We start from the raw sequence: 18,292 nt of genomic DNA, 5'->3' as shown, positions 1-18,292 counted from the left end.
AACTCCCTTAATGAAAAATGAATTCCTGAACTGTACATTTATTGGGATGAATTGTGGTGTTGGGGTTTAAGGTTTTGGGTTTGGAAGAGCAGGCAAAAAGGTTTGATGAAAACTACACGAAACCATTTTAATTGAACTTGATACCTGAACTTGAGCTTGATGCTTGGACTTGACACTTGAGCTTGAACTTAGCCAAGCAAGAGTTTTCGACTGCCCATTCGACTGCCTGCCCGTCCGACAGGCGGGCGCTCAGGATGACAGCTCGAACTGACATCCGACATCCGACATCTAAATTCTAAAAATCATCCTTATCCATAAGCTCTCTAATCTTGCGCTCTTCCCAGCGCTTGCCCCAAAGTGGGTTATAACCGAAGGCTTCCATCCCATGGACAAGCACACCGAACCCCCAGCCAAATGTTGGAAAAAATGCCCAAAGAAAATCCGTTGTTCTAAAATTGAGCCACCACAAAAAGGGAATCACAACACAATAGGCCATAAGATTGCCGTAAAATTCCTTAATTGCCTTTACCCGCTCTTTGGCCTTTACGTACCGCTTTTCTTCAATATAACTCTCTTGGGTCTCCAATACGGTATATTTTTGGGTGAGCATGGGCAGAAACACACTAAAATCCGACTGTGTTTTTTTAACAACCATTTCACGGTCGGTTAAAATACGGTAGCGTTGCTTTATATTCTGTAATCCGACCCCGCTACTTTTTTTCACCACTTGTTTTTCCTGAAGGTTATTGCTGACAACCAACATGCCTTGTTGTTCAAAAACCTTGATGTGCAACGGCCTGGATGAAGTGACCACATTATGTTTTACGGCATTTTCCAGCAATAGTTGTAGGGACAGCGGCACAATTTTAGCTTCAGGTTGGGAACAGCTATCCGGAATATCGAAGATGATGCTATCCTCGAAACGCATTTTTAGAAGTCTTACGTAGGTTTTGGCGAATTTCAGTTCTTCATCCACGGTAACCAGGTCCTTATTTTTCTGCTCCAGCACATACCTATAAACCTTGGACAGTGATGTTGTAAAGTTTTGGGCCTGATGTGGGTCTTCATCTATCAAACTGGTTAAAACATTGAGGCTATTGAACAAAAAATGGGGGTCCAACTGGTTTTTTAAAGCATCGAAACGGGCAGATGCCGATCCTGCTATGATCTTCTGTTCTTTTACCTGCTTCTCTTTGTAATATTTGTAGTAATAAGCAGCATAGAACAAAACGGCCACTGCCATGGAAATTAAAAAAGAGCTTACATAATACTCCGTGCGCTCTTCTGCCAAAAATTGATCTATTGATTTTTTATATACCAGCACCCCCAGGACAAACCTGGAAATACCAATTCCGATAATCGAGGCTATAACATTGCCCAAAAAACCATAGCCTATATATTTTTTTGTAAAAAGTCGTTTATCATACTTCCGCATCAAAATGATAAAGGACGCAGAGTTGAGCATATAAATGATCACAGAAAAAACCATACTCTCCCAAAACTCTGTCCAAAGCTCTTGAAAAGTAAGGTCCCACCCCTTAACAAAGAAAATAATGAGTAAGACCATGTAAATGGCCACCCCCACTAAAAACGCCCTTACAAGTTCCCTTATTAAGAGTTTCATCCTTTTCTATTTACCACAGTTCGCCAAAACCTCTTTCGCTCTTTCTTCTCCCCAAGTAGGGTAAAACGGTGTTTCGGATTTAAAGGTAGCAAAAAGTTCCAAGGCTCTTTCCACATCCTTACAATAGGGTACAGTGTCCTTGCCAAAGTATCTTGCCGATCCCATATCCCACTCTGCCTTGGAAAGGATAACCCGGGGGTTGTTAGGGGCCAGTTCCATTGCTTTTTGATAGAGTTGTGCATTTTTTTGTGACAGTGTCATCCCATATGTGACACCATCAAAGGCAATCCAAGCTGTATTGATGAGTGCTTCCTGAATCAATATCTCAGGGTTATTTGGTGAAATGGCTTTGGCCACATCTATAAATTCTTTGGCTTTTTCGAGCTGTTTTCCTAGTTTTTCTTCATCCTTTTCCCCGAATGAGATTATGGTGTTTATTTGAGAAACATAGTAATACGGCAACCAATTGTCCGATTCCGCTGTGGCTATTCGTTCAAAAAGGTTTGATGCTTCCACCATCTTTTGGTCTTGCCATAATTCAAATGCCTTTTCCATACCCTTTGCGTAACGGTCTTGTGCGTTGACAAAGGTGGCTCCCATTAATAAGATTGATAAAATCAGATTTTTCATGACTGTCGCTTATTTATGCTCAGCTTGACTGAGTATCTCTCATCTTGACTGCGCATTGATTATTGATGCCACAAAAATGAATCAGGAACTACAATTTTAAAAAGAAGGATTACCGAACTGTACATATTTGGAGATGGATTGTAATGCGCTTATGTTTTAAAAAGCTCGTTTAATCCCTGGTTGAGGGTTTTATTAGCGACGCTCTACATCGAAATAAATTGACCTTTTTTCGTTTGAATACCTCGTGGGCTTGCCTCTAGGTAGTTGATTATTTATACTTTAGCAAACGGTTAAAAATTGAAGCAATCCATGTACATTCCACCCCACTACAACAATCAAAACATTGAGGAAATCAAAGGTTTTCTGGTAAACAACAGCTTTGCCATCTTAATCAATATTGTTGACAATAAACCGTGGGGCACCCATATTCCTTTGGAACTGGAGACCGACGAAAACGGGAATGATATTTTGGTGGGGCACATTGCCAAAGCAAATCCCCAATGGAAAAATTTTTCGGACGAAGCAGAAGTTCTGTGCATTTTTAATGGCCCGCATGCCTATGTTTCATCTTCTTGGTATAAAGAGGAGGAAGTACCTACTTGGAACTATATAGCGGTGCATGTGTATGGGAACTTAAAGATTTTGAACGAAGAGGAAACCATGCAATCCATGCACAGATTGGTGGACAAGTACGAGAAAGCTTCCAAAAACCCGATTTCTCTTAAAAACTTATCCCCAAAAACCTTGTACCAAGTAAAAGGAGTCGTGGGTTTTAAAGTGGAGGTATCGGATATACAGGCTACTTACAAACTATCCCAGACCCGAGCCAATGACCACCACAAAATAATATATGAGCTTGAGGAACGCCCAGACCCGGGAAGTCAAGGCATTGCCCAGCACATGAAAGGTAAAACCTCTTAGTGGGTTATTCGATATCTTCAAAGTTAGTATCTGCCCAATTGGAATACTTTGGATTCTCAACATGCATGATCCAAATTTCGTCCTGATACTTACCTCTCATCATTGATTGATAGGCAGCATGGGCCGTTTCGCTATCTTCATACTTTGCCAAGTAAACATAATTGAGACCGTTATCAGGATTCTTGAAGTATTGTGCCTGCAATCCCTTGCTTTTCAGTTCTTTCATAAAGTTTTTTAGGTAGGTCTCATTTTTGAAAACGTTGGCCACAATATAGTGCCCTTTCCCTACCCCATCAAGGTCAATATATTTTTCAATGGGCTTAAACGCTCCTCCATGAAAAGAACCCTCACTTTTCTTATTGGATTGTTTGGTGACGGATTTGGAGTTATCTGCAAGAGCCTGCGCAGTCGAAGTTTCAATTTCATTGTAAACGGAGTCCAAATCCTTGTTGTCCGCCAAGTACAGCTTTTGGGCTTTGGTTTCAATATCGGGAATCTCATCTCCGTTGTGCCTTTTCACAATTCGCATAACCATCTCGAAACGTTTTTCCATTTCCTGTTCCCTACTCTGTTTCATGGAATCTATTTTGTAAAGGAGGTCGTCAATTACAGCGTAACTATCTTCTTGCTGCTCCTGCAATTGCGCAATACGCTCCTCCCAATAGGCCCTGTCCTCTTTATTGGAAGGGCGCAAAGTGGTTTCTTCATCCAGTCTACCAGGTTGTTTCGCTTTTTCGGTTTCATCACTTGCTTCGGCGACTGCCGTATTTTCAATCGCTTTTTTTGTTTCATCGTCATTGGAAACAAATGTGTTTTTGGAAAGATTGGGAACAAAAGAGTAAGCAATTGAAATTTCGTGGGTTACACCAAGGTTGGCAATGCTACTGTTCAAGCTTTTTTCAAAATTATAGCCAAAGGACAATCGTTGGTTCAAATTGAATCCAGTACCGGCCGATGCACCATAAAATTGGTCGTATCCACCTTGAATCCAACCCAATTTGGGAAGATCCAAAATAATCCCTCCTCCAAAGATAGGGTCTTCACTCCCTTCAAATCGTGCTCGTGCCAGGGGCATTAATCTCCCATCCTCAAAAACACCTCTTCCATTTTCCAACTCCTTAACAAACTGTACATGACCTGAAAAGGTTTTTTGATTTAGGTTGCTCAGGGATTTTCCTGACCTTAAATTATAATCCACCAAATTTTGGGCGAACACTCCAAAGTCGAATTTGCCCAAACTAAGGTTAAGGCCTGGCTGAAACGATATTACAGAGCTTTCCTCAGCTTCCATCAAAATGGGATCTTCTCCCTGAGTTACCGCTCTACTAGGATCATAGCCAGTTACATAGTAAGGGATATTCACCCCAAAGGTTAAGCTACTCTCTTCTCCCAACTGGATACCGTGGGAATAATTGGCCATGACTCCTAAATTGGAAATGACTCCTTCTTGCTGGTTGTAGAGGCTAAACCCGAGTCCAACCCTATCGTTTAACCTACCGCTGTAACTCAAAAAATAATTTTGGCGGTTGTTATCAAAATCAGCACTTTGGCTCCGATGAAAGAAGTTTACGTATGATTTGTCCTCACGTATTGATGAAAAGGTAGGATTGATCAAAAAACGGTTGAACTTCAACAAATTCTGAAATGGTACATCGTAACTAACATAGGGGTTACTTTCTTCTTGGGCCTGTAACGGGAAACCCAGAAAAACAAAAATCAATAACGCATAAACATAGCGTTCAAATTGGGGCGGAAATGTGATTTGGGGAAACGGGGGTATTTTTATCTCCATAGCCGATTGGAATTTGTAGGTTAATTTCCTGATTGGTCAGGCTAATATGTTTTTACTATTGTCATTCAGCAAGATTTGGGACTTGTAAGAATTTTAAGACTAATAAAATGTAAATCTACATATTTTATCGCCCAACAGGTAATTTTTTCGTTGAACGGTCTATTGGATTGATAGATAAGCAGTTTGAATTCATAAAAATTGAATTTCAGTTTATAAAATGTTCTGGGATTAAATTTATTTTTGACAATAAAATTCAAAATATCCCTTAGCATGGATGCGTCTTTCACCATTATCCCCTATTCTGAAACTTATAAAGATGCTTTTAGGAGCCTAAATGAGGAATGGATTACCAAATATTTTCAGATGGAGGAAATGGACCGAGTTGCACTCCACCATCCCAAAGAATATATTTTGGACAAGGGTGGATATATTGCGGTTGCTTTAATAAATAGAGAACCGGTGGGGGTTTGTGCTTTAATTCCTTGCCAATATGATGGTTACGATTTTGAACTGTCTAAAATGGGCGTCTCACCTAAAGCACAAGGCAAAGGTATAGGCAAATTGTTGGGACAGCACATTATTGATAAAGCCAAAGAGTTGGGAGCCAAAAAAATATTTCTGGAAAGCAATAGAAAATTGACCCCGGCCCTATCGCTTTACAAAAAATTAGGTTTTAAAGAAATGACCAAAATTTCGTCACCCTACGCCCGTAGCGATATTCAAATGGAGCTGACAATAACCACTGCCTAGTACAGCCCATGCTAGGTTTGTAACTGTCTTACAATTTTACAAGGTTTTAAACGACCACCTATTTACTATATCATTAAAAATGAGTATCTTATAGTGTCAAACCTTAAACCTCATTGCCATGGCTCTAATAAAATCGCTCAATAAATGGGCAAATGCGCATACGTATCTCCTTTTGGACTTGATCAGAGTTATGCTTGGCATCATCTTTTTTGTCAAGGGAATCGAGTTTATGACCAATTTTACGGAAATGGAGCGAATGGCACGTCCTTTTGAAGGAGTACCGGGGGGCATGTTCATTCTGCATTATATAGCTCCCGCTCATTTTGTTGGTGGTATTCTTATAGTTGTAGGATTGCTGACTAGATGGGCCTGCATTGCTCAGCTTCCCATACTTTTGGGTGCCGTTCTTACTAATTTTTTGGGCGAAATGGACACCAACAACCTCATGTTGGCCACCATTGTTTTATTAGCTACCCTCTTCTTTATTGTTTATGGTTCTGGGAAACATTCCGTGGATTATTACCTTAAAATGCAGCAATAGCCTATAAATTGTCCAGCTGGTTGCTCTTGCCACCCGAGCTTGTGGTCCAGAAAAATCCAACAAAGAAGAAACTGTCGGCCGGTGGGGTTATTGCTCTTCTATTGAATACTCCGTTGGCATCCGGAACTTCTGCATATTGATAATTGCTCACATTATTAAAACCCAATAGATTGCTCACCGAGAAATACAAAATCTTTTGTTGGTCGATAAGATAGGCCCAATTGAAGCTGAGATTGTTATAAGACTTTGTCTTTTCCGTCATAAAACCAGATGTATTGGGGTTATGGTACGGCCTTCCGGAACCGAACGAATAAGAAAGTCCGACTTGGGATCTTAGCTTATCCACCCAATATTTGGTGACCAATGATACATTATGTTTTGGCGCAAAGTTAGGAGTGGCTTTCTCGGGAAAGTTTCTGTAGTCCCTCTTGGTGTCCAAGTAAGAGTAGGAAGCCCAGTAATCTAAATGCTCAATGCTCTTGCTATCTCTCCAAAAAACATCGATGCCCTTGGCGTACCCGCCTCCCAAATTGGTGTAGTCGGAATTGAACTGTGGTGCATCCGTATCATACTTTACCAACTGGTCATAATCCTTATAATATACCTCGGTCCTAAAAGTTTTTCCATTATTGATATATTGATAATTGAGGATATAGTGCGATGCTTTCTCCATGTCCAAATTTTGGGTGAACTTAACCACTTCGGTAAGCGGTCTCTGATAAAAATCGCCATAGGCCAAAGAAAACTGCCCATCCTCTCCCGGCTTATAGGCCAAAGACATCCTTGGCGATACTTTAAACCCATCCAGCAAGCTGCAGTGCGTTCCCCGGACACCTAACTTCATGGCGAACTTGTTGCTCAGGAAAATATCTGATTCTACAAAAGCGGCCCATAAGCCTTCGTTATAACCACTATTGAACTCATCCACATCAACATCGGTATAATTTTCGTCATAATTGGTATTGAAATATTCCGCCCCAAAACTCAAATCATACCGATTACTAAAATTTTTACGTGCCTTTATCTTGATATGTGATGAAGTTTCTTTTGCATAGACTTTGTCTTCCTGTATACCAATATCATTGGTGTCCCATGCAATAGAAGCACCAGAGGTGAGACTCCAATCGTTAGCGAAAAAATATTTGTAAGATGAATTAAAGTACAGGTTGTTGTTCTTTAAACGGAACTGAACATAATCATCAAAATTGATATCCTCCTGCTCAATGTCCAAGTTGGTGTGGTTAAATCCCGTGTACAGTTTAAACATACTTATCTCTCCTTTGCTTCTAAAAACAGCTTCACCGGAAATGGATTCGTACGGACTGTCCCAACGAACACCTTGGTTTGATGGAATCAAAGCCTCATAAGGGGCAAGATTCATGTAAGATGTATTGATGCTGAGCGATTGGTCGCCCCAAATCTTTGTATGCCCCACTCCACCTCCAACACTCATTATGGAGATATCCGTTTTCTCCTGTAACGGCACATCCGCAGTGTTCAACAAAAGTACACTGGACAATGCCTGTCCATACTCTGCCGAATACCCTCCGGTGCTAAAGGAAATTCCCTTGAAAAGAAATGGTGAGAATCTGCCACGGGTAGGTGTATTATTGGGGGTGGCGTTGAACGGTTGAAAAACACGAAGACCATCTATAAAGACCTGCGTTTCACCTGCAGTACCTCCCCGTACAAACAAACGACCGTCCTCGTTTACCGTTGTGGTTCCTGGCAGTGTTTGCAAAGCAGCCACAAAATCGCCCGCTGCCCCTGCCGTGGTAACAATATCCAACGGTTTAAGTACCGAAACCTTGGAATTATCGCCCGCCTCAAAGGTTCCGGCCGTTAAAGTGACCCCCGACAAAGAGTTGACGGACGCTACCAACTTAATATGCAAATCCTTAAAATAGGAAACATCGCCAGCCTCGTAGTGGGGCTCGTAGGACAACATGGAAACAACCAAGGTCTGCATTCCCTCTTCAGTTGTTTCAAAATTAAAATTGCCGTCGGCATCCGAAGAAGCGCCATCGTAGGTACCTTCAAGATAAATGTTAGCACCTTCGATGGGGGTGTTTTTAGCATCGGTTACTTTCCCCGTAATGGCTTGTTGGGCAAAAGCAGCTCCCGTCCACATTAATAAAGTGATTAGATTGATGAAGATTTTCATGACTGTTCGTTTTGATTGATGCCACAAATCTCCCTTTCCACCCTTTGCCAAACCAAAACGAAATACCCAATTGTAGTTTTTTACTACTAAATTGAAATGGCCTATTTGCTTTTGCGATTCACTCCAAAAAATAAACATTTCGGTCCATTGAAATATTTTATAAGAGTCTTCTCCCAGAATTTTGGGGCAAACAAAACATCAAATACAAATAGTATGAAAACTGTTACACTAGCTTTAAGTTTCCTCTTTGTAAGCATTATTGCCATGGCGCAAGAAAAAACCAATGTAGCTATTACCGTTACCATCGACAACGTAACCAGTGATGAAGGAAAAGTACTTGCCAGCCTGCACACCACCGAAACTTTTATGAAAGGCCCGGGCATACAAAACTTGGAAAGTACCATTGAAAACGGAAAAGTAATCTTAAAGTTAAACAACGTAATACCAGGCACCTACGCCATTATGGCCCTGCACGATGCCAACGAAAACAACCGAATGGATTATCAGTCCAACGGGATGCCAAAGGAAAGCTACGGGATGTCCGGCAACGAAATGACCATGGGCCCACCGGATTTTAAAAGTGCCCTGTTTACCGTTGGCGATGAGGATTTGGAAATGAACATACGGTTTTAGTCAAAAAATATCATCAATCATTGAAAAGCCTGCTTCGTGCAGGTTTTTTTGTTTTGATTTCCCCTTGCTTTTAGGATTCTTTCTTTTCTATAGACTAACCTAATGGTTTTTTATACTTTTATGTCCTAAACTTATAATTGAATGACCATAACCCAGCTTCAATATGTGTTAGCTGTTGCCGAGCACAAAAACTTTACCCTTGCCGCGGAAAAGAGTTTTGTTACCCAACCCACCTTAAGCATGCAGGTACAAAAATTGGAGGACGAACTGGGTGTCCTCATTTTCGACAGGGGCAAAAAACCCATATCCATTACCGAGGTTGGAGAAAAAATTGTAGCCCAAGCAAAGAACATTGTCGCCGAAGCAGAACGAATAAAGGACATTGTTGATCAAGATAAAGGGTATGTTGGGGGAGATTACACCTTGGGGATAATACCCACGGTAATGCCCACATTGCTCCCCATGTTCCTAAATGCTTTTATAAAAAAGTACCCTAAGGTAAACCTGATTATAAAGGAACAATCCACACAAACCATGATCAAGAATATTTTGGACGGTCATTTGGATGCTGGAATTGCTGCAACACCCCTAGAAATTGAGTTTATCAAAGAACGTCCATTATATTATGAGCCATTTGTAGGTTACGTCCCAAAAAATCATCGTTTGGGATCACAGGAAGAGTTAATGATGGATGATCTGGATGTAAATGATATTCTTTTGTTGCAAGATGGGCATTGTTTTCGGGAAGGCGTCATCAATCTTTGTAAGGCCTCCAAAAACCGGCATGGGGACCATTTTAAAATTGAGAGTGGAAGTTTTGAGACCTTGGTCAGTTTGGCAGATGAAGGCATGGGAATGACCCTATTGCCCTACTTGAACACCCTACACTTAGAAACGGACAAGAGAACAAACCTAAAATCCTTTCAAAAACCTACCCCAGCGCGAGAGATAAGTTTAATTTACCATAAAAGCGAATTAAAAATACAGATAACCGATGCCTTAAGAGAGGTTATTTCCAGCATAGTCCGTGGTGCGATTGCTTTTCAGGATGTGAAAATAATCAGCCCCTTGGCCAAAAATTAAAAGAGCCGCTAAAAAGCGGCTCTTAGTTAGTGTTTATACTTTTAATAATACTAATGTTGATTGTAACTCTGGCTTGTCCACAAGATAAAATTGTAACCAGATTCTAAGCTCTTCCACTTCACTTGGCAATAATCTAGAAATAGCTTTCTGAAGTTCCCTAGCAAAGAGTTTAACATCAAAACTCACCTTTTGAAGGATTGTTTTGGTGTAATCTAACATAGCTCTAGGCATAATAATTTGATTAAATTGAATGTAAAAGGTTGTGTTCTAAATTAGTGAAAAACACGTTTAAAAAACCTAAGTTTCAGTTAAAAATTGAATATCTTGTTGTTAAAATTGACCAAGAGCCTATATGAGCCAATCACAAGTAAAATTATATAAACCACTGTTTTTCAATGTTTTTATCGTCATTTTTTTATTGACCGGATGTAGTCCCATCAAAAAAACACTGAACTCGAATATTGAGGGCGACAGCCTGAAAAATTCTTTCCATGGCCTTGTAATTATTGATGCCAATACTAAAGAAGAGATCTATAATCACAATGGCGACAAATACTTTACCCCTGCCAGCAACACAAAGATTGTAACTTTATATACAGGTCTAAAGTTACTTCCCAAATACATTCCCACCCTAAAGTATAAAGTGACCCAAGACACGATATTTATTGAAGGTACCGGTGACCCATCATGGCTGCACCCCTATTTTAACGACAGCACAGCAATAGCTTGGTTAAAAAATCAGGAGACCATTGCCCTTTACACCAAAAATCACAGCGAACCCCGTTATGGGCCCGGTTGGGCCTGGGAAGATTACGACACTTATTTTTCGCCCGAAAAATCCACTTTGCCCCTTTACGGCAACGTAGCTACCATTTCCAGCAACAATGGATTGGAAGTTTCTCCAAAAACATTCTTCCATAAAACCATAATCAAGGACACCACTTTAAAAAGAAAAGAGTTCCACAACAAGTTTTATATCTCTTCTACGGAACAGGACACTTTGGAAATTCCTTTTATGGCCAGTGAAAATTTGACCAAAGAATTACTTGAGACAGCCCTTGGGAAAAAAATTGCTTTGACCCCACATTTTCCATCTGGAGAGAAGCAAACCTTGTATGGAATAGAAACCGACTCTATTTTTAAGCGTATGCTTTTTAAGAGCGATAACTTTTTGGCAGAACAATTATTAATGGCGGCCTCGGCCACACTATCCGATACCTTGAGCACCGAAAAAGCCATAGATTTTATGTTGAACAATCATTTAAAGGACTTGGAACATCAACCGCGCTGGGTAGATGGGTCCGGACTTTCCCGTTATAATTTGTTTACGCCCCGTTCCTTTGTTCAAATTCTTCAAAAACTATATGAAGAAGTACAGGAAGAACGTCTTTTTGGGATATTTCCGATGTGGGGACCCAACAATACGGTCCAAGAATGGGAAGACCACACAACGGAGCCGTTCCTATTTGCCAAATCGGGCTCCGTGGGCAACAACTATAATTTGAGCGGCTACGTGAAGACCAAATCGGGCAAATTGCTCATCTTTAGTTTTATGAACAATCATTTTCGGGTGCCATCATCAGAAATAAGGGAAACCATGTATACTACCTTAAAGAATCTATACGAAAATTACTGATGCATAATTCTCTGGACTTGGGCGTATTGTAACAACATTATGGTCTTGGCATCTTTTATTTCACCGTTTTGCATCATGGCAATGGCTTTTTTAAAATCAAGTTCCAACACCTCAATATTTTCGGTTTCATCCGCCGCGCCGCCGCCATCGCTTACTTTCATGGCATCTTTATACTCCCCAACAAAAAAATGAAGGATTTCCGTTACCGAACCGGGTGACATGTAGGCTTCAAAAACCTTTTCCACCTTATCAATTTTATAACCCGTCTCCTCCTCTACTTCCATTTTAATGGTCTCTTCGGCATTGCCCTTTTCCAAAAGTCCCGCACATACCTCGATCATCATCCCATCATCATTACCGTTCACATACGTGGGCATACGAAACTGTTTGGTAAGCACAACCTTTCTTTTTTCAACATTATAAAGGAGTATGGCGGCACCATTGCCACGGTCGTATGCTTCTCGGATTTGTTTTTCCCAAACGCCATCGTCCCGTAAATATTCAAAAGTTATTTTCTCAAGGGAATACCAGTTGTCCGATAGTAGTTCCCGCTGCATATTTCTGATTCTGTTGCTAGCCAAAATGAAAAAGTTTTGGTTAAATATACAAGCTTATCCACTTATCATCCTGAATTACTGCAATCACTTTTGACATCAATATTATTATGTCGATATTTATGTTTTTTGATGAAAACCGACCAAACCCAATATTATGCGTAACCCCTTACTCCTTCTATTACTTTTTGCTATTCTAATAAGTTGTGATAAAGCCACCGAAAAAAAACTGCCCCGAATCGCTATTGCCGGCCTTGGAATTGAGTCCAGTACGTTTTCGCCAGCCCTTACCCATAAAGAAGCGTTTCACCCCAAAATCGGAGATTCCATATTTAATCGCTATCCGTTTATGGAAGCGGATTCATCTTTGAGGAAACGAGCCGAATGGGTTCCCACTTTAGTGGGGAAATCATTGCCGGGAGGCACGGTTACCCGTGAAGCCTACGAATCCTTGGTGGGCAAAACATTGACGATGTTGGAAGAAAACATGCCGTACGACGGCCTTTTCTTTGACATTCATGGAGCCATGAGTGTGGTGGGCTTGGACGACCCGGAAGGTGACCTCATCAAACGTATTCGAGAAGTTGTGGGGACCGATGTGTTGATTTCGACCTCCATGGATCTCCACGGAAATGTATCCAAACGTTTGGCGCGGCACTCCGACTTGATTACCTGTTACCGCATGGCACCCCATGAAGATGCCACAGAATCCAGAAGGCGAGCCGTTGAAAACTTGGTGTCCCGACTCGAAAACGGTAAGGGCAAGCCAAAATACAAAGCCTGGGTTCCCGTACCCATCCTATTGCCGGGAGAAAAAACCAGCACCCGCGTGGAACCCGGAAAAAGTCTGTATGCCCAAGTTCCCGAAGTGGAGCAACAAGAAGGTGTGATCGATGCAGCTATTTGGATTGGCTACGCATGGGCCGATGAACCCCGAAACCACGCCGTGGTTATGGCTATAGGGGATGATAAAAAGCTAGTAACCGAAGGTGCTGAAAAGTTGGCCAATAGCTTTTGGGATGTCCGTAACGAATTTGAATTCGTCGCCCCGACAAAATCTTACGAAGAAGCATTGGAACTTGCCCTTGCCAGTGACAAAAAACCATTTATGATCAGTGATATGGGCGACAACCCTACCGCTGGCGGTGCAGGTGATGTTACTTGGACCTTGACGGAACTCTTAAAAAGGGAGGAGTTTCATAAAACAGATGGCAAATCTTTGATTTATGCCTCAATCCCAGGCCCTAAATTGGTAGAAGAAGCCGTAAAAGTGGGTGTTGGAGGGAAAGTCAGCGCCCCTGTTGGTGCCGAGATTGACGATAGATATGCTCCACCCCTTATGTTAACGGGAGAAGTTACTGCCATAAAACATGGCGATGTACATGCAGAAACCGAGGTTGTGGTGAAAGTGGACAATGCCCATGTGATTGTGACCAAAAAGAGGAAACCCTACCACAGAAAATCCGATTTTACCGATTTGGGGCTTACCCCCAGTGAAACGGATATTATAGTCATTAAAATTGGGTATTTGGTTCCAGAACTTTACAATATGCGAGGAGATTGGGTCATGGCCTTGACCCCAGGTGGCGTGGACCAAGATTTGGAACGTTTGGGCCATAAAAGAATCATTAGACCCATGTTCCCATACGACCCCGATATGGAGCGTCCCGATCTTTCTGCCCGATTGATCAAGGCTTCAGATGAGCTGGACTAAACGGTAACCGCTTGGTTTAAATATTGTCGAAAGGGAAGCATCTCTTTGTAAACCTCGACGATTTTTTCTTTGAAATCAGGATTCAGCACGTCTGCTTTTGTCAGTTTGTACTCCACCGCGAAGGTTTTGTTGCGCAACAATTCAATATGCGGATGGTCGTTGGAAAACCCTTTGGGGGATGACACCAATTTCTCGTCCTCATATAAGCCGCCAAACATTTTTTTGAAGGATGGTTTGTCCAGAATCTGCTGCAATTCCTCACCATTATAATCAATGGCATCTCGGATACTGCGAAGCGTTTTGGAGTCAGGTCGCCATCGACCGCCTGCCAACAAGCAATGTTTTAGTCCAATTTCAATATAAAAATCGGCGGAATTGGGCGCTTTGTCCAACCCTGCACCCAAATGGTCTTTGTAGATAGGTTTATTCGGATGGAACATTAAATTATTATTGATTCTGTTGATGCCCTTTTTGCCTGGAGTTGGGTAATAATCGTCATGGAGTTGTGCCATGGTCAAATCCAAATCATCCAACCAAGCGATAAAATCGTTGCGAAGGGATTTGTACCATTTGCGGTTCGCATCCATCCATTCTTTGTTATTGTTCTTTTGAAGTTCTTCTAGAAAATGGAACAGGTCGTTGAAATTCATATGCGCAAAAGAAGTGATTTTTTCAGACTCCAGATATCGGAATTCAGATTTCTGACATCTGACATCCAGCACCTAAAACCTATTATCTCCATCCAACAAATCACCGATACCGCCCAAAATACTTCCTTCACCTTTATCTTTTCCGCCGCCATGGGGTGCAGCGGCCCAAACTCGGCTGGCCAACCTACTGAACGGCAAAGATTGAATATAAACGGTTCCCGGACCACGTAGCGTAGCAAAGAAAAGTCCCTCCCCACCAAAAACAGTATTTTTAATGCCGCCCACAAACTCAATATCATAATCCACAGTTTGGGAAAAACCAACAATACAGCCTGTATCAACTTTTAAGGTCTCTCCAGGTGCCAATGTTTTTTTCGCCATGGTTCCACCAGCGTGCACAAAGGCCATTCCGTCACCTTCCAACTTTTGCATAATAAAGCCTTCGCCTCCAAAAAACCCACGGCCCAAGCGTTTGGAGAACTCAATGCCCACGGAAACGCCTTTAGCGGCGCATAGGAAGGCGTCCTTTTGGCAAATAAACTTCCCTCCTTTTTCGGAGAGATCTATGGGAACAATTTTACCTGGATAAGGCGAAGCAAAACTCACAAGTTTTTTACCTTGACCAATGTTCAAGAAAGCGGTCATAAAAAGGCTCTCGCCCGTGAGCAGACGTTTACCTGCGGAGAACAATTTGCCCAATACCCCAGTATCTTGGTTGGAACCGTCCCCGAAGATGGTTTCCATTTTAATATCGGTGTCCATCATCATAAAACTGCCGGCTTCGGCAACAACGGCTTCTTGTGGGTCCAGTTCTATTTCCACATATTGCATTTCTTCGCCATAAATGTGGTAGTCAATTTCGTGTGCGTTCATTTGTTATTGATGTTTTTTGATTTCTTTTTATATGTTTATAAATAAGAGATTTTGTTACATTATTAGTTGTATTTGATTTGTCAAGAATTTTAAAAATTAATTCAAAATATTTAAGCGACAATAATTTCAGGAAATTCTCATAGTATGAAAAAAAATTAAAATCATTCTCTCTATACTCTTTCTAACCCAAAGCTATATCGCCCAGTCACAAATCGAAAAAGACATCCTAGGAAATTGGCAAATTCAGAAACATAGAGAATATGAGGTAATATACCAAGAAATCTATATCAGTGATTCCACTATGTATATCTATGAATTTGGGAATTAACCCTGCAGGAACTTATCAAATTAAAAACAGTACATTATTTCCATCTCAATTAGATTCAAGTTTTGAAAAAACAGGAAAAATTCATTTTACTGGTCCAGACCTATTGACAGTCGAAAAAGATGGAATTACGGTTAAGTATCGAAAACTAAAAGGAAAAAATTACTTCAATATTTGATTGAATAAAAAATCGATAAAAATCAATATTCAATTACGTTTTCTCAAAGACTGAACAAATGGCAGGAAAAGAATTGAAATATCTATTCTCTTGAATAATTAATAAAATAGTTAAATAAAGAAGTAGATATGCTTCGCAATTATTTTCCAATTCAAAATTTATCTTTTACCATTAACCTTTAGCCATAACTATTCCTTCACCTTGACCGTCCACTCAAAATGAAAAGTGGATACTTCCACCCCATCTTGATTGACCCCTACGGATTTCATCCAACACGTTTGTCCCTCACCAGTTTCCACGGTCTTTTTTATTGCATCGGCAATCTGTTCGCCATCCTCGCAAGCAAAGTTGATTCTGCCCGTAGCTTTTTTGGTAAAGGTGGCTTTGTTGTTAGCCACGAGCATAGAGATTTTCTTTCCGCTCTTTTGGATCTCGTTCATCACCAATGCACCCGTACTTAGCTCAGCAGCCATCCCCTGCACGGCCCAAAACATGGATTTAAACGGATTTTGATTCACCCATTTATGCTTTACCGAGGTGATTGCCTTTTTGTCATCAATATACTTAAGCCTTACCCCACACCACCATGCGGAAGGAAGTTTCATAAATGTAAACGTATTGATTTTACTGGGTGTAAGTGCCATATCCTGTATTTATAATCTCCTAAAAATAGGTAAAAAGATGATATGTATTATTGTTAATTTTATGTTAAATTATAGTACTTTGCTTTGCATAGTACCATCTTTTGGATATATATTTGCATGGTAAGCTAATAGGTTTACCCCTTTACAATCAAAAACATCAATCAGAAAATGGCAACTACAATCACCAAACACGAACGAAATTTATCCGCAATCATCCATGCGTCCATGTTCTCGAAGTACTTTATCCCCTTTGGGAATTTTATACTTCCCCTGATTTTATGGACCGCCAATAAAAAACAACATGAGTTTGTGGATTACAATGGTAAACAAGCACTTAATTTTCAAATTAGCATGTTGCTCTATTCCATTGTGGCAGGTTTGATCACTATTCCATTCTTTATCGGATTTTGGCCAGACCTGTTCGATTGGAACTTTTTTGGGTTCCACGACTTGAGCGACCTAAACAATCTGAACTTTCATTTAGATAGTGACGATTTTAGGTTGGGACGACTTATTTGGCCCGTAGGAATATCTGGATTTTTGCAGGTTGCCTTGGGCATTGTGAACATTGTTTTTACGATTTTGGCCACCATCAGAACCAATGAGGGGGAATATTTTAAATATCCATTCACCATTAAATTCATCAAATAATGAGCAATTTTAGATACATATTTGGAATTTTCACCTTAATCCTTGCCGTTTCGGTACATGGACAAGTAGCAAAGGACTCAGAATTATACAAAGTATTAAAATCCAAGGACAGTCTGTTGTTCGATGCCGCTTTTAACCGATGTGATGTAGATACCATGGAATCTTTGTTCACGGAGGATTTCGAATTCTATCATGATAAAGGAGGTTTCACCGATGGAAGGGAAGCCTTTTTGCAGCCTACACGAGAAAATTGTGAAAAAAAAGACCCCGAAGCACCCCAATATTCCAAACGAATTTTGATGGACGGAAGTTTGGAAGTATATCCTTTATATAAAGGCGAGGAACTGTACGGAGCCATTCAACATGGAGTGCACAGGTTTGAGTTTCTAAATAATCGAAATGAATATCAGAAAGGAGATATTGCCAAGTTCACACATGTTTGGGTGCTAAAGGACGGCGAATGGAAAATTAAAAGGGAGTTGAGCTACAATCATCATTTAATGAAAAACTCAGAACCTATAAAGGAGGTTTCGGTATCTCAACAAATATTGGACAAATATGAAGGTAGTTACACATCTCCACAGGTAGGGTCTGTTCAAATCAGAAAAGATGCTGGCAATCTATTATTATCATCAGAAAAAATGCAAGCCACACTTTATCCACAATCCGAAAACACTTTTTTTATGAAGGAAAGAGATGTTCGCTTTAAATTTATACAAACCGGTGAAGGTGAAATAACCAAAATGCAGATTATTGAAAACAATGCCGTTGTGGACGAAGCTAAAAAAGAAAAATTATAATCATCAATCAATAGGAGCTTAATCACCTCCTCAATATTTTATCATTCATCAATCAAAAAAATCGGAGTTTAACCATCAATCAAAAAACGAAAAAAATCATCAATCATCAATCAAAGAACCGTTTTCCAC

Annotated in this window: 19 protein-coding genes; 10 read left to right on the top strand and 9 right to left on the bottom strand. The window is 40.6% G+C overall.

Annotation, left to right across the window (positions count from 1 at the left end; translation table 11 throughout):
- Positions 1-295: 295 nt before the first annotated feature.
- Positions 296-1,624, bottom strand: a complete 1,329-nt coding sequence (locus tag AC13CC_RS15140) for a 2TM domain-containing protein (protein WP_326278782.1) — start codon at positions 1,622-1,624, stop codon at positions 296-298.
- Between the two features lie 6 nt (positions 1,625-1,630).
- Positions 1,631-2,254, bottom strand: coding sequence for a tetratricopeptide repeat protein (locus AC13CC_RS15135; protein WP_482877483.1), 624 nt, complete (start codon positions 2,252-2,254; stop codon positions 1,631-1,633).
- A 309-nt stretch (positions 2,255-2,563) separates the two neighbouring features.
- On the opposite strand from AC13CC_RS15135, the gene AC13CC_RS15130 reads away from it, so the two are divergent.
- Positions 2,564-3,175 carry an FMN-binding negative transcriptional regulator gene (locus tag AC13CC_RS15130; protein WP_482877481.1) on the top strand — a complete coding sequence of 204 codons (612 nt, stop codon included), beginning with the start codon at positions 2,564-2,566 and terminating at the stop codon, positions 3,173-3,175.
- 4 nt (positions 3,176-3,179) lie between these two features.
- Here AC13CC_RS15130 and AC13CC_RS15125 read toward each other — a convergent pair whose 3' ends face one another.
- Positions 3,180-4,967, bottom strand: coding sequence for a PorP/SprF family type IX secretion system membrane protein (locus tag AC13CC_RS15125; RefSeq protein WP_482877479.1), 1,788 nt, complete (start codon positions 4,965-4,967; stop codon positions 3,180-3,182).
- A gap of 270 nt (positions 4,968-5,237) precedes the next feature.
- Between AC13CC_RS15125 and AC13CC_RS15120 the strand changes: the two genes are divergently transcribed.
- Both AC13CC_RS15120 and AC13CC_RS15115 read left to right on the top strand, forming a co-directional pair.
- Entirely contained in the window at positions 5,238-5,717 is a 480-nt protein-coding gene (locus AC13CC_RS15120; RefSeq protein WP_326278778.1) for a GNAT family N-acetyltransferase, read from the top strand.
- Between the two features lie 118 nt (positions 5,718-5,835).
- Positions 5,836-6,258 (top strand): DoxX family protein, encoded by a 423-nt coding sequence (locus tag AC13CC_RS15115; protein ID WP_326278777.1) that lies wholly within the window; start codon positions 5,836-5,838, stop codon positions 6,256-6,258.
- 1 nt (position 6,259) lies between these two features.
- On the opposite strand, the gene AC13CC_RS15110 is transcribed toward AC13CC_RS15115, so the two are convergent.
- Positions 6,260-8,422: a TonB-dependent receptor gene (locus AC13CC_RS15110; RefSeq protein ID WP_482877477.1), complete on the bottom strand. Its 2,163-nt coding sequence runs from the start codon at positions 8,420-8,422 to the stop codon at positions 6,260-6,262.
- 213 nt (positions 8,423-8,635) lie between these two features.
- Between AC13CC_RS15110 and AC13CC_RS15105 the strand changes: the two genes are divergently transcribed.
- Positions 8,636-9,055: a DUF2141 domain-containing protein gene (locus tag AC13CC_RS15105; RefSeq protein ID WP_482877475.1), complete on the top strand. Its 420-nt coding sequence runs from the start codon at positions 8,636-8,638 to the stop codon at positions 9,053-9,055.
- A gap of 141 nt (positions 9,056-9,196) precedes the next feature.
- Entirely contained in the window at positions 9,197-10,138 is a 942-nt protein-coding gene (locus AC13CC_RS15100; RefSeq protein ID WP_326278774.1) for a LysR substrate-binding domain-containing protein, read from the top strand.
- A gap of 33 nt (positions 10,139-10,171) precedes the next feature.
- On the opposite strand, the gene AC13CC_RS15095 is transcribed toward AC13CC_RS15100, so the two are convergent.
- On the bottom strand, positions 10,172-10,369 hold the full coding sequence (locus AC13CC_RS15095; RefSeq protein WP_293164260.1) for a hypothetical protein: 198 nt from the start codon (positions 10,367-10,369) through the stop codon (positions 10,172-10,174).
- 121 nt (positions 10,370-10,490) lie between these two features.
- Between AC13CC_RS15095 and AC13CC_RS15090 the strand changes: the two genes are divergently transcribed.
- Positions 10,491-11,774 carry a D-alanyl-D-alanine carboxypeptidase gene (locus AC13CC_RS15090; RefSeq protein ID WP_326278773.1) on the top strand — a complete coding sequence of 428 codons (1,284 nt, stop codon included), beginning with the start codon at positions 10,491-10,493 and terminating at the stop codon, positions 11,772-11,774.
- On the opposite strand, the gene AC13CC_RS15085 is transcribed toward AC13CC_RS15090, so the two are convergent.
- Entirely contained in the window at positions 11,768-12,355 is a 588-nt protein-coding gene (locus tag AC13CC_RS15085; RefSeq protein WP_482877473.1) for an NUDIX domain-containing protein, read from the bottom strand. The two genes, AC13CC_RS15090 and AC13CC_RS15085, sit on opposite strands and share 7 nt — an antisense overlap.
- 130 nt (positions 12,356-12,485) lie before the next feature.
- Here AC13CC_RS15085 and AC13CC_RS15080 point away from each other — a divergent pair, with 130 nt between their 5' ends.
- Positions 12,486-14,042: a M81 family metallopeptidase gene (locus AC13CC_RS15080; RefSeq protein ID WP_482877472.1), complete on the top strand. Its 1,557-nt coding sequence runs from the start codon at positions 12,486-12,488 to the stop codon at positions 14,040-14,042.
- On the opposite strand, the gene AC13CC_RS15075 is transcribed toward AC13CC_RS15080, so the two are convergent.
- A complete protein-coding gene (locus AC13CC_RS15075) occupies positions 14,039-14,692 on the bottom strand; it encodes a DUF2461 domain-containing protein (protein WP_326278770.1) in 654 nt (217 codons plus the stop codon). The two genes, AC13CC_RS15080 and AC13CC_RS15075, sit on opposite strands and share 4 nt — an antisense overlap.
- 72 nt (positions 14,693-14,764) lie before the next feature.
- The gene (locus AC13CC_RS15070; RefSeq protein ID WP_482877471.1) at positions 14,765-15,565 is read right to left on the bottom strand and encodes a TIGR00266 family protein; all 801 of its coding nucleotides are present in this window, start codon (positions 15,563-15,565) and stop codon (positions 14,765-14,767) included.
- Positions 15,566-15,876: 311 nt separating this feature from the next.
- Here AC13CC_RS15070 and AC13CC_RS15065 point away from each other — a divergent pair, with 311 nt between their 5' ends.
- Positions 15,877-16,068: a hypothetical protein gene (locus AC13CC_RS15065; RefSeq protein ID WP_482877470.1), complete on the top strand. Its 192-nt coding sequence runs from the start codon at positions 15,877-15,879 to the stop codon at positions 16,066-16,068.
- 188 nt (positions 16,069-16,256) lie between these two features.
- On the opposite strand, the gene AC13CC_RS15060 is transcribed toward AC13CC_RS15065, so the two are convergent.
- Positions 16,257-16,712, bottom strand: a complete 456-nt coding sequence (locus tag AC13CC_RS15060; RefSeq protein WP_326278767.1) for a DUF4442 domain-containing protein — start codon at positions 16,710-16,712, stop codon at positions 16,257-16,259.
- A 168-nt stretch (positions 16,713-16,880) separates the two neighbouring features.
- Between AC13CC_RS15060 and AC13CC_RS15055 the strand changes: the two genes are divergently transcribed.
- Entirely contained in the window at positions 16,881-17,363 is a 483-nt protein-coding gene (locus AC13CC_RS15055; protein ID WP_326278766.1) for a DUF4870 domain-containing protein, read from the top strand.
- Complete coding sequence (locus AC13CC_RS15050) at positions 17,363-18,163, top strand: nuclear transport factor 2 family protein (RefSeq protein WP_326278765.1); 801 nt, start codon at positions 17,363-17,365, stop codon at positions 18,161-18,163. Before AC13CC_RS15055 ends, AC13CC_RS15050 begins: the two co-directional genes overlap by 1 nt.
- Positions 18,164-18,292 lie beyond the last annotated feature (129 nt).

Source organism: Flagellimonas sp. L-11, from assembly GCF_056857735.1.
This window is presented reverse-complemented; position numbering and strand designations above follow the sequence as displayed.

What these genes read in the sequence shown, in the direction of transcription:
- AC13CC_RS15140 (WP_326278782.1), bottom strand. Translation starts at nt 1,624, where the DNA reads ATGAAACTCTTAATAAGGGAACTTGTAAGGGCGTTTTTAGTGGGGGTG.
- AC13CC_RS15135 (WP_482877483.1), bottom strand. Translation starts at nt 2,254, where the DNA reads ATGAAAAATCTGATTTTATCAATCTTATTAATGGGAGCCACCTTTGTC.
- AC13CC_RS15130 (WP_482877481.1), top strand. Translation starts at nt 2,564, where the DNA reads ATGTACATTCCACCCCACTACAACAATCAAAACATTGAGGAAATCAAA.
- AC13CC_RS15125 (WP_482877479.1), bottom strand. Translation starts at nt 4,967, where the DNA reads ATGGAGATAAAAATACCCCCGTTTCCCCAAATCACATTTCCGCCCCAA.
- AC13CC_RS15120 (WP_326278778.1), top strand. Translation starts at nt 5,238, where the DNA reads ATGGATGCGTCTTTCACCATTATCCCCTATTCTGAAACTTATAAAGAT.
- AC13CC_RS15115 (WP_326278777.1), top strand. Translation starts at nt 5,836, where the DNA reads ATGGCTCTAATAAAATCGCTCAATAAATGGGCAAATGCGCATACGTAT.
- AC13CC_RS15110 (WP_482877477.1), bottom strand. Translation starts at nt 8,422, where the DNA reads ATGAAAATCTTCATCAATCTAATCACTTTATTAATGTGGACGGGAGCT.
- AC13CC_RS15105 (WP_482877475.1), top strand. Translation starts at nt 8,636, where the DNA reads ATGAAAACTGTTACACTAGCTTTAAGTTTCCTCTTTGTAAGCATTATT.
- AC13CC_RS15100 (WP_326278774.1), top strand. Translation starts at nt 9,197, where the DNA reads ATGACCATAACCCAGCTTCAATATGTGTTAGCTGTTGCCGAGCACAAA.
- AC13CC_RS15095 (WP_293164260.1), bottom strand. Translation starts at nt 10,369, where the DNA reads ATGCCTAGAGCTATGTTAGATTACACCAAAACAATCCTTCAAAAGGTG.
- AC13CC_RS15090 (WP_326278773.1), top strand. Translation starts at nt 10,491, where the DNA reads ATGAGCCAATCACAAGTAAAATTATATAAACCACTGTTTTTCAATGTT.
- AC13CC_RS15080 (WP_482877472.1), top strand. Translation starts at nt 12,486, where the DNA reads ATGCGTAACCCCTTACTCCTTCTATTACTTTTTGCTATTCTAATAAGT.
- AC13CC_RS15075 (WP_326278770.1), bottom strand. Translation starts at nt 14,692, where the DNA reads ATGAATTTCAACGACCTGTTCCATTTTCTAGAAGAACTTCAAAAGAAC.
- AC13CC_RS15070 (WP_482877471.1), bottom strand. Translation starts at nt 15,565, where the DNA reads ATGAACGCACACGAAATTGACTACCACATTTATGGCGAAGAAATGCAA.
- AC13CC_RS15065 (WP_482877470.1), top strand. Translation starts at nt 15,877, where the DNA reads ATGAATTTGGGAATTAACCCTGCAGGAACTTATCAAATTAAAAACAGT.
- AC13CC_RS15060 (WP_326278767.1), bottom strand. Translation starts at nt 16,712, where the DNA reads ATGGCACTTACACCCAGTAAAATCAATACGTTTACATTTATGAAACTT.
- AC13CC_RS15055 (WP_326278766.1), top strand. Translation starts at nt 16,881, where the DNA reads ATGGCAACTACAATCACCAAACACGAACGAAATTTATCCGCAATCATC.
- AC13CC_RS15050 (WP_326278765.1), top strand. Translation starts at nt 17,363, where the DNA reads ATGAGCAATTTTAGATACATATTTGGAATTTTCACCTTAATCCTTGCC.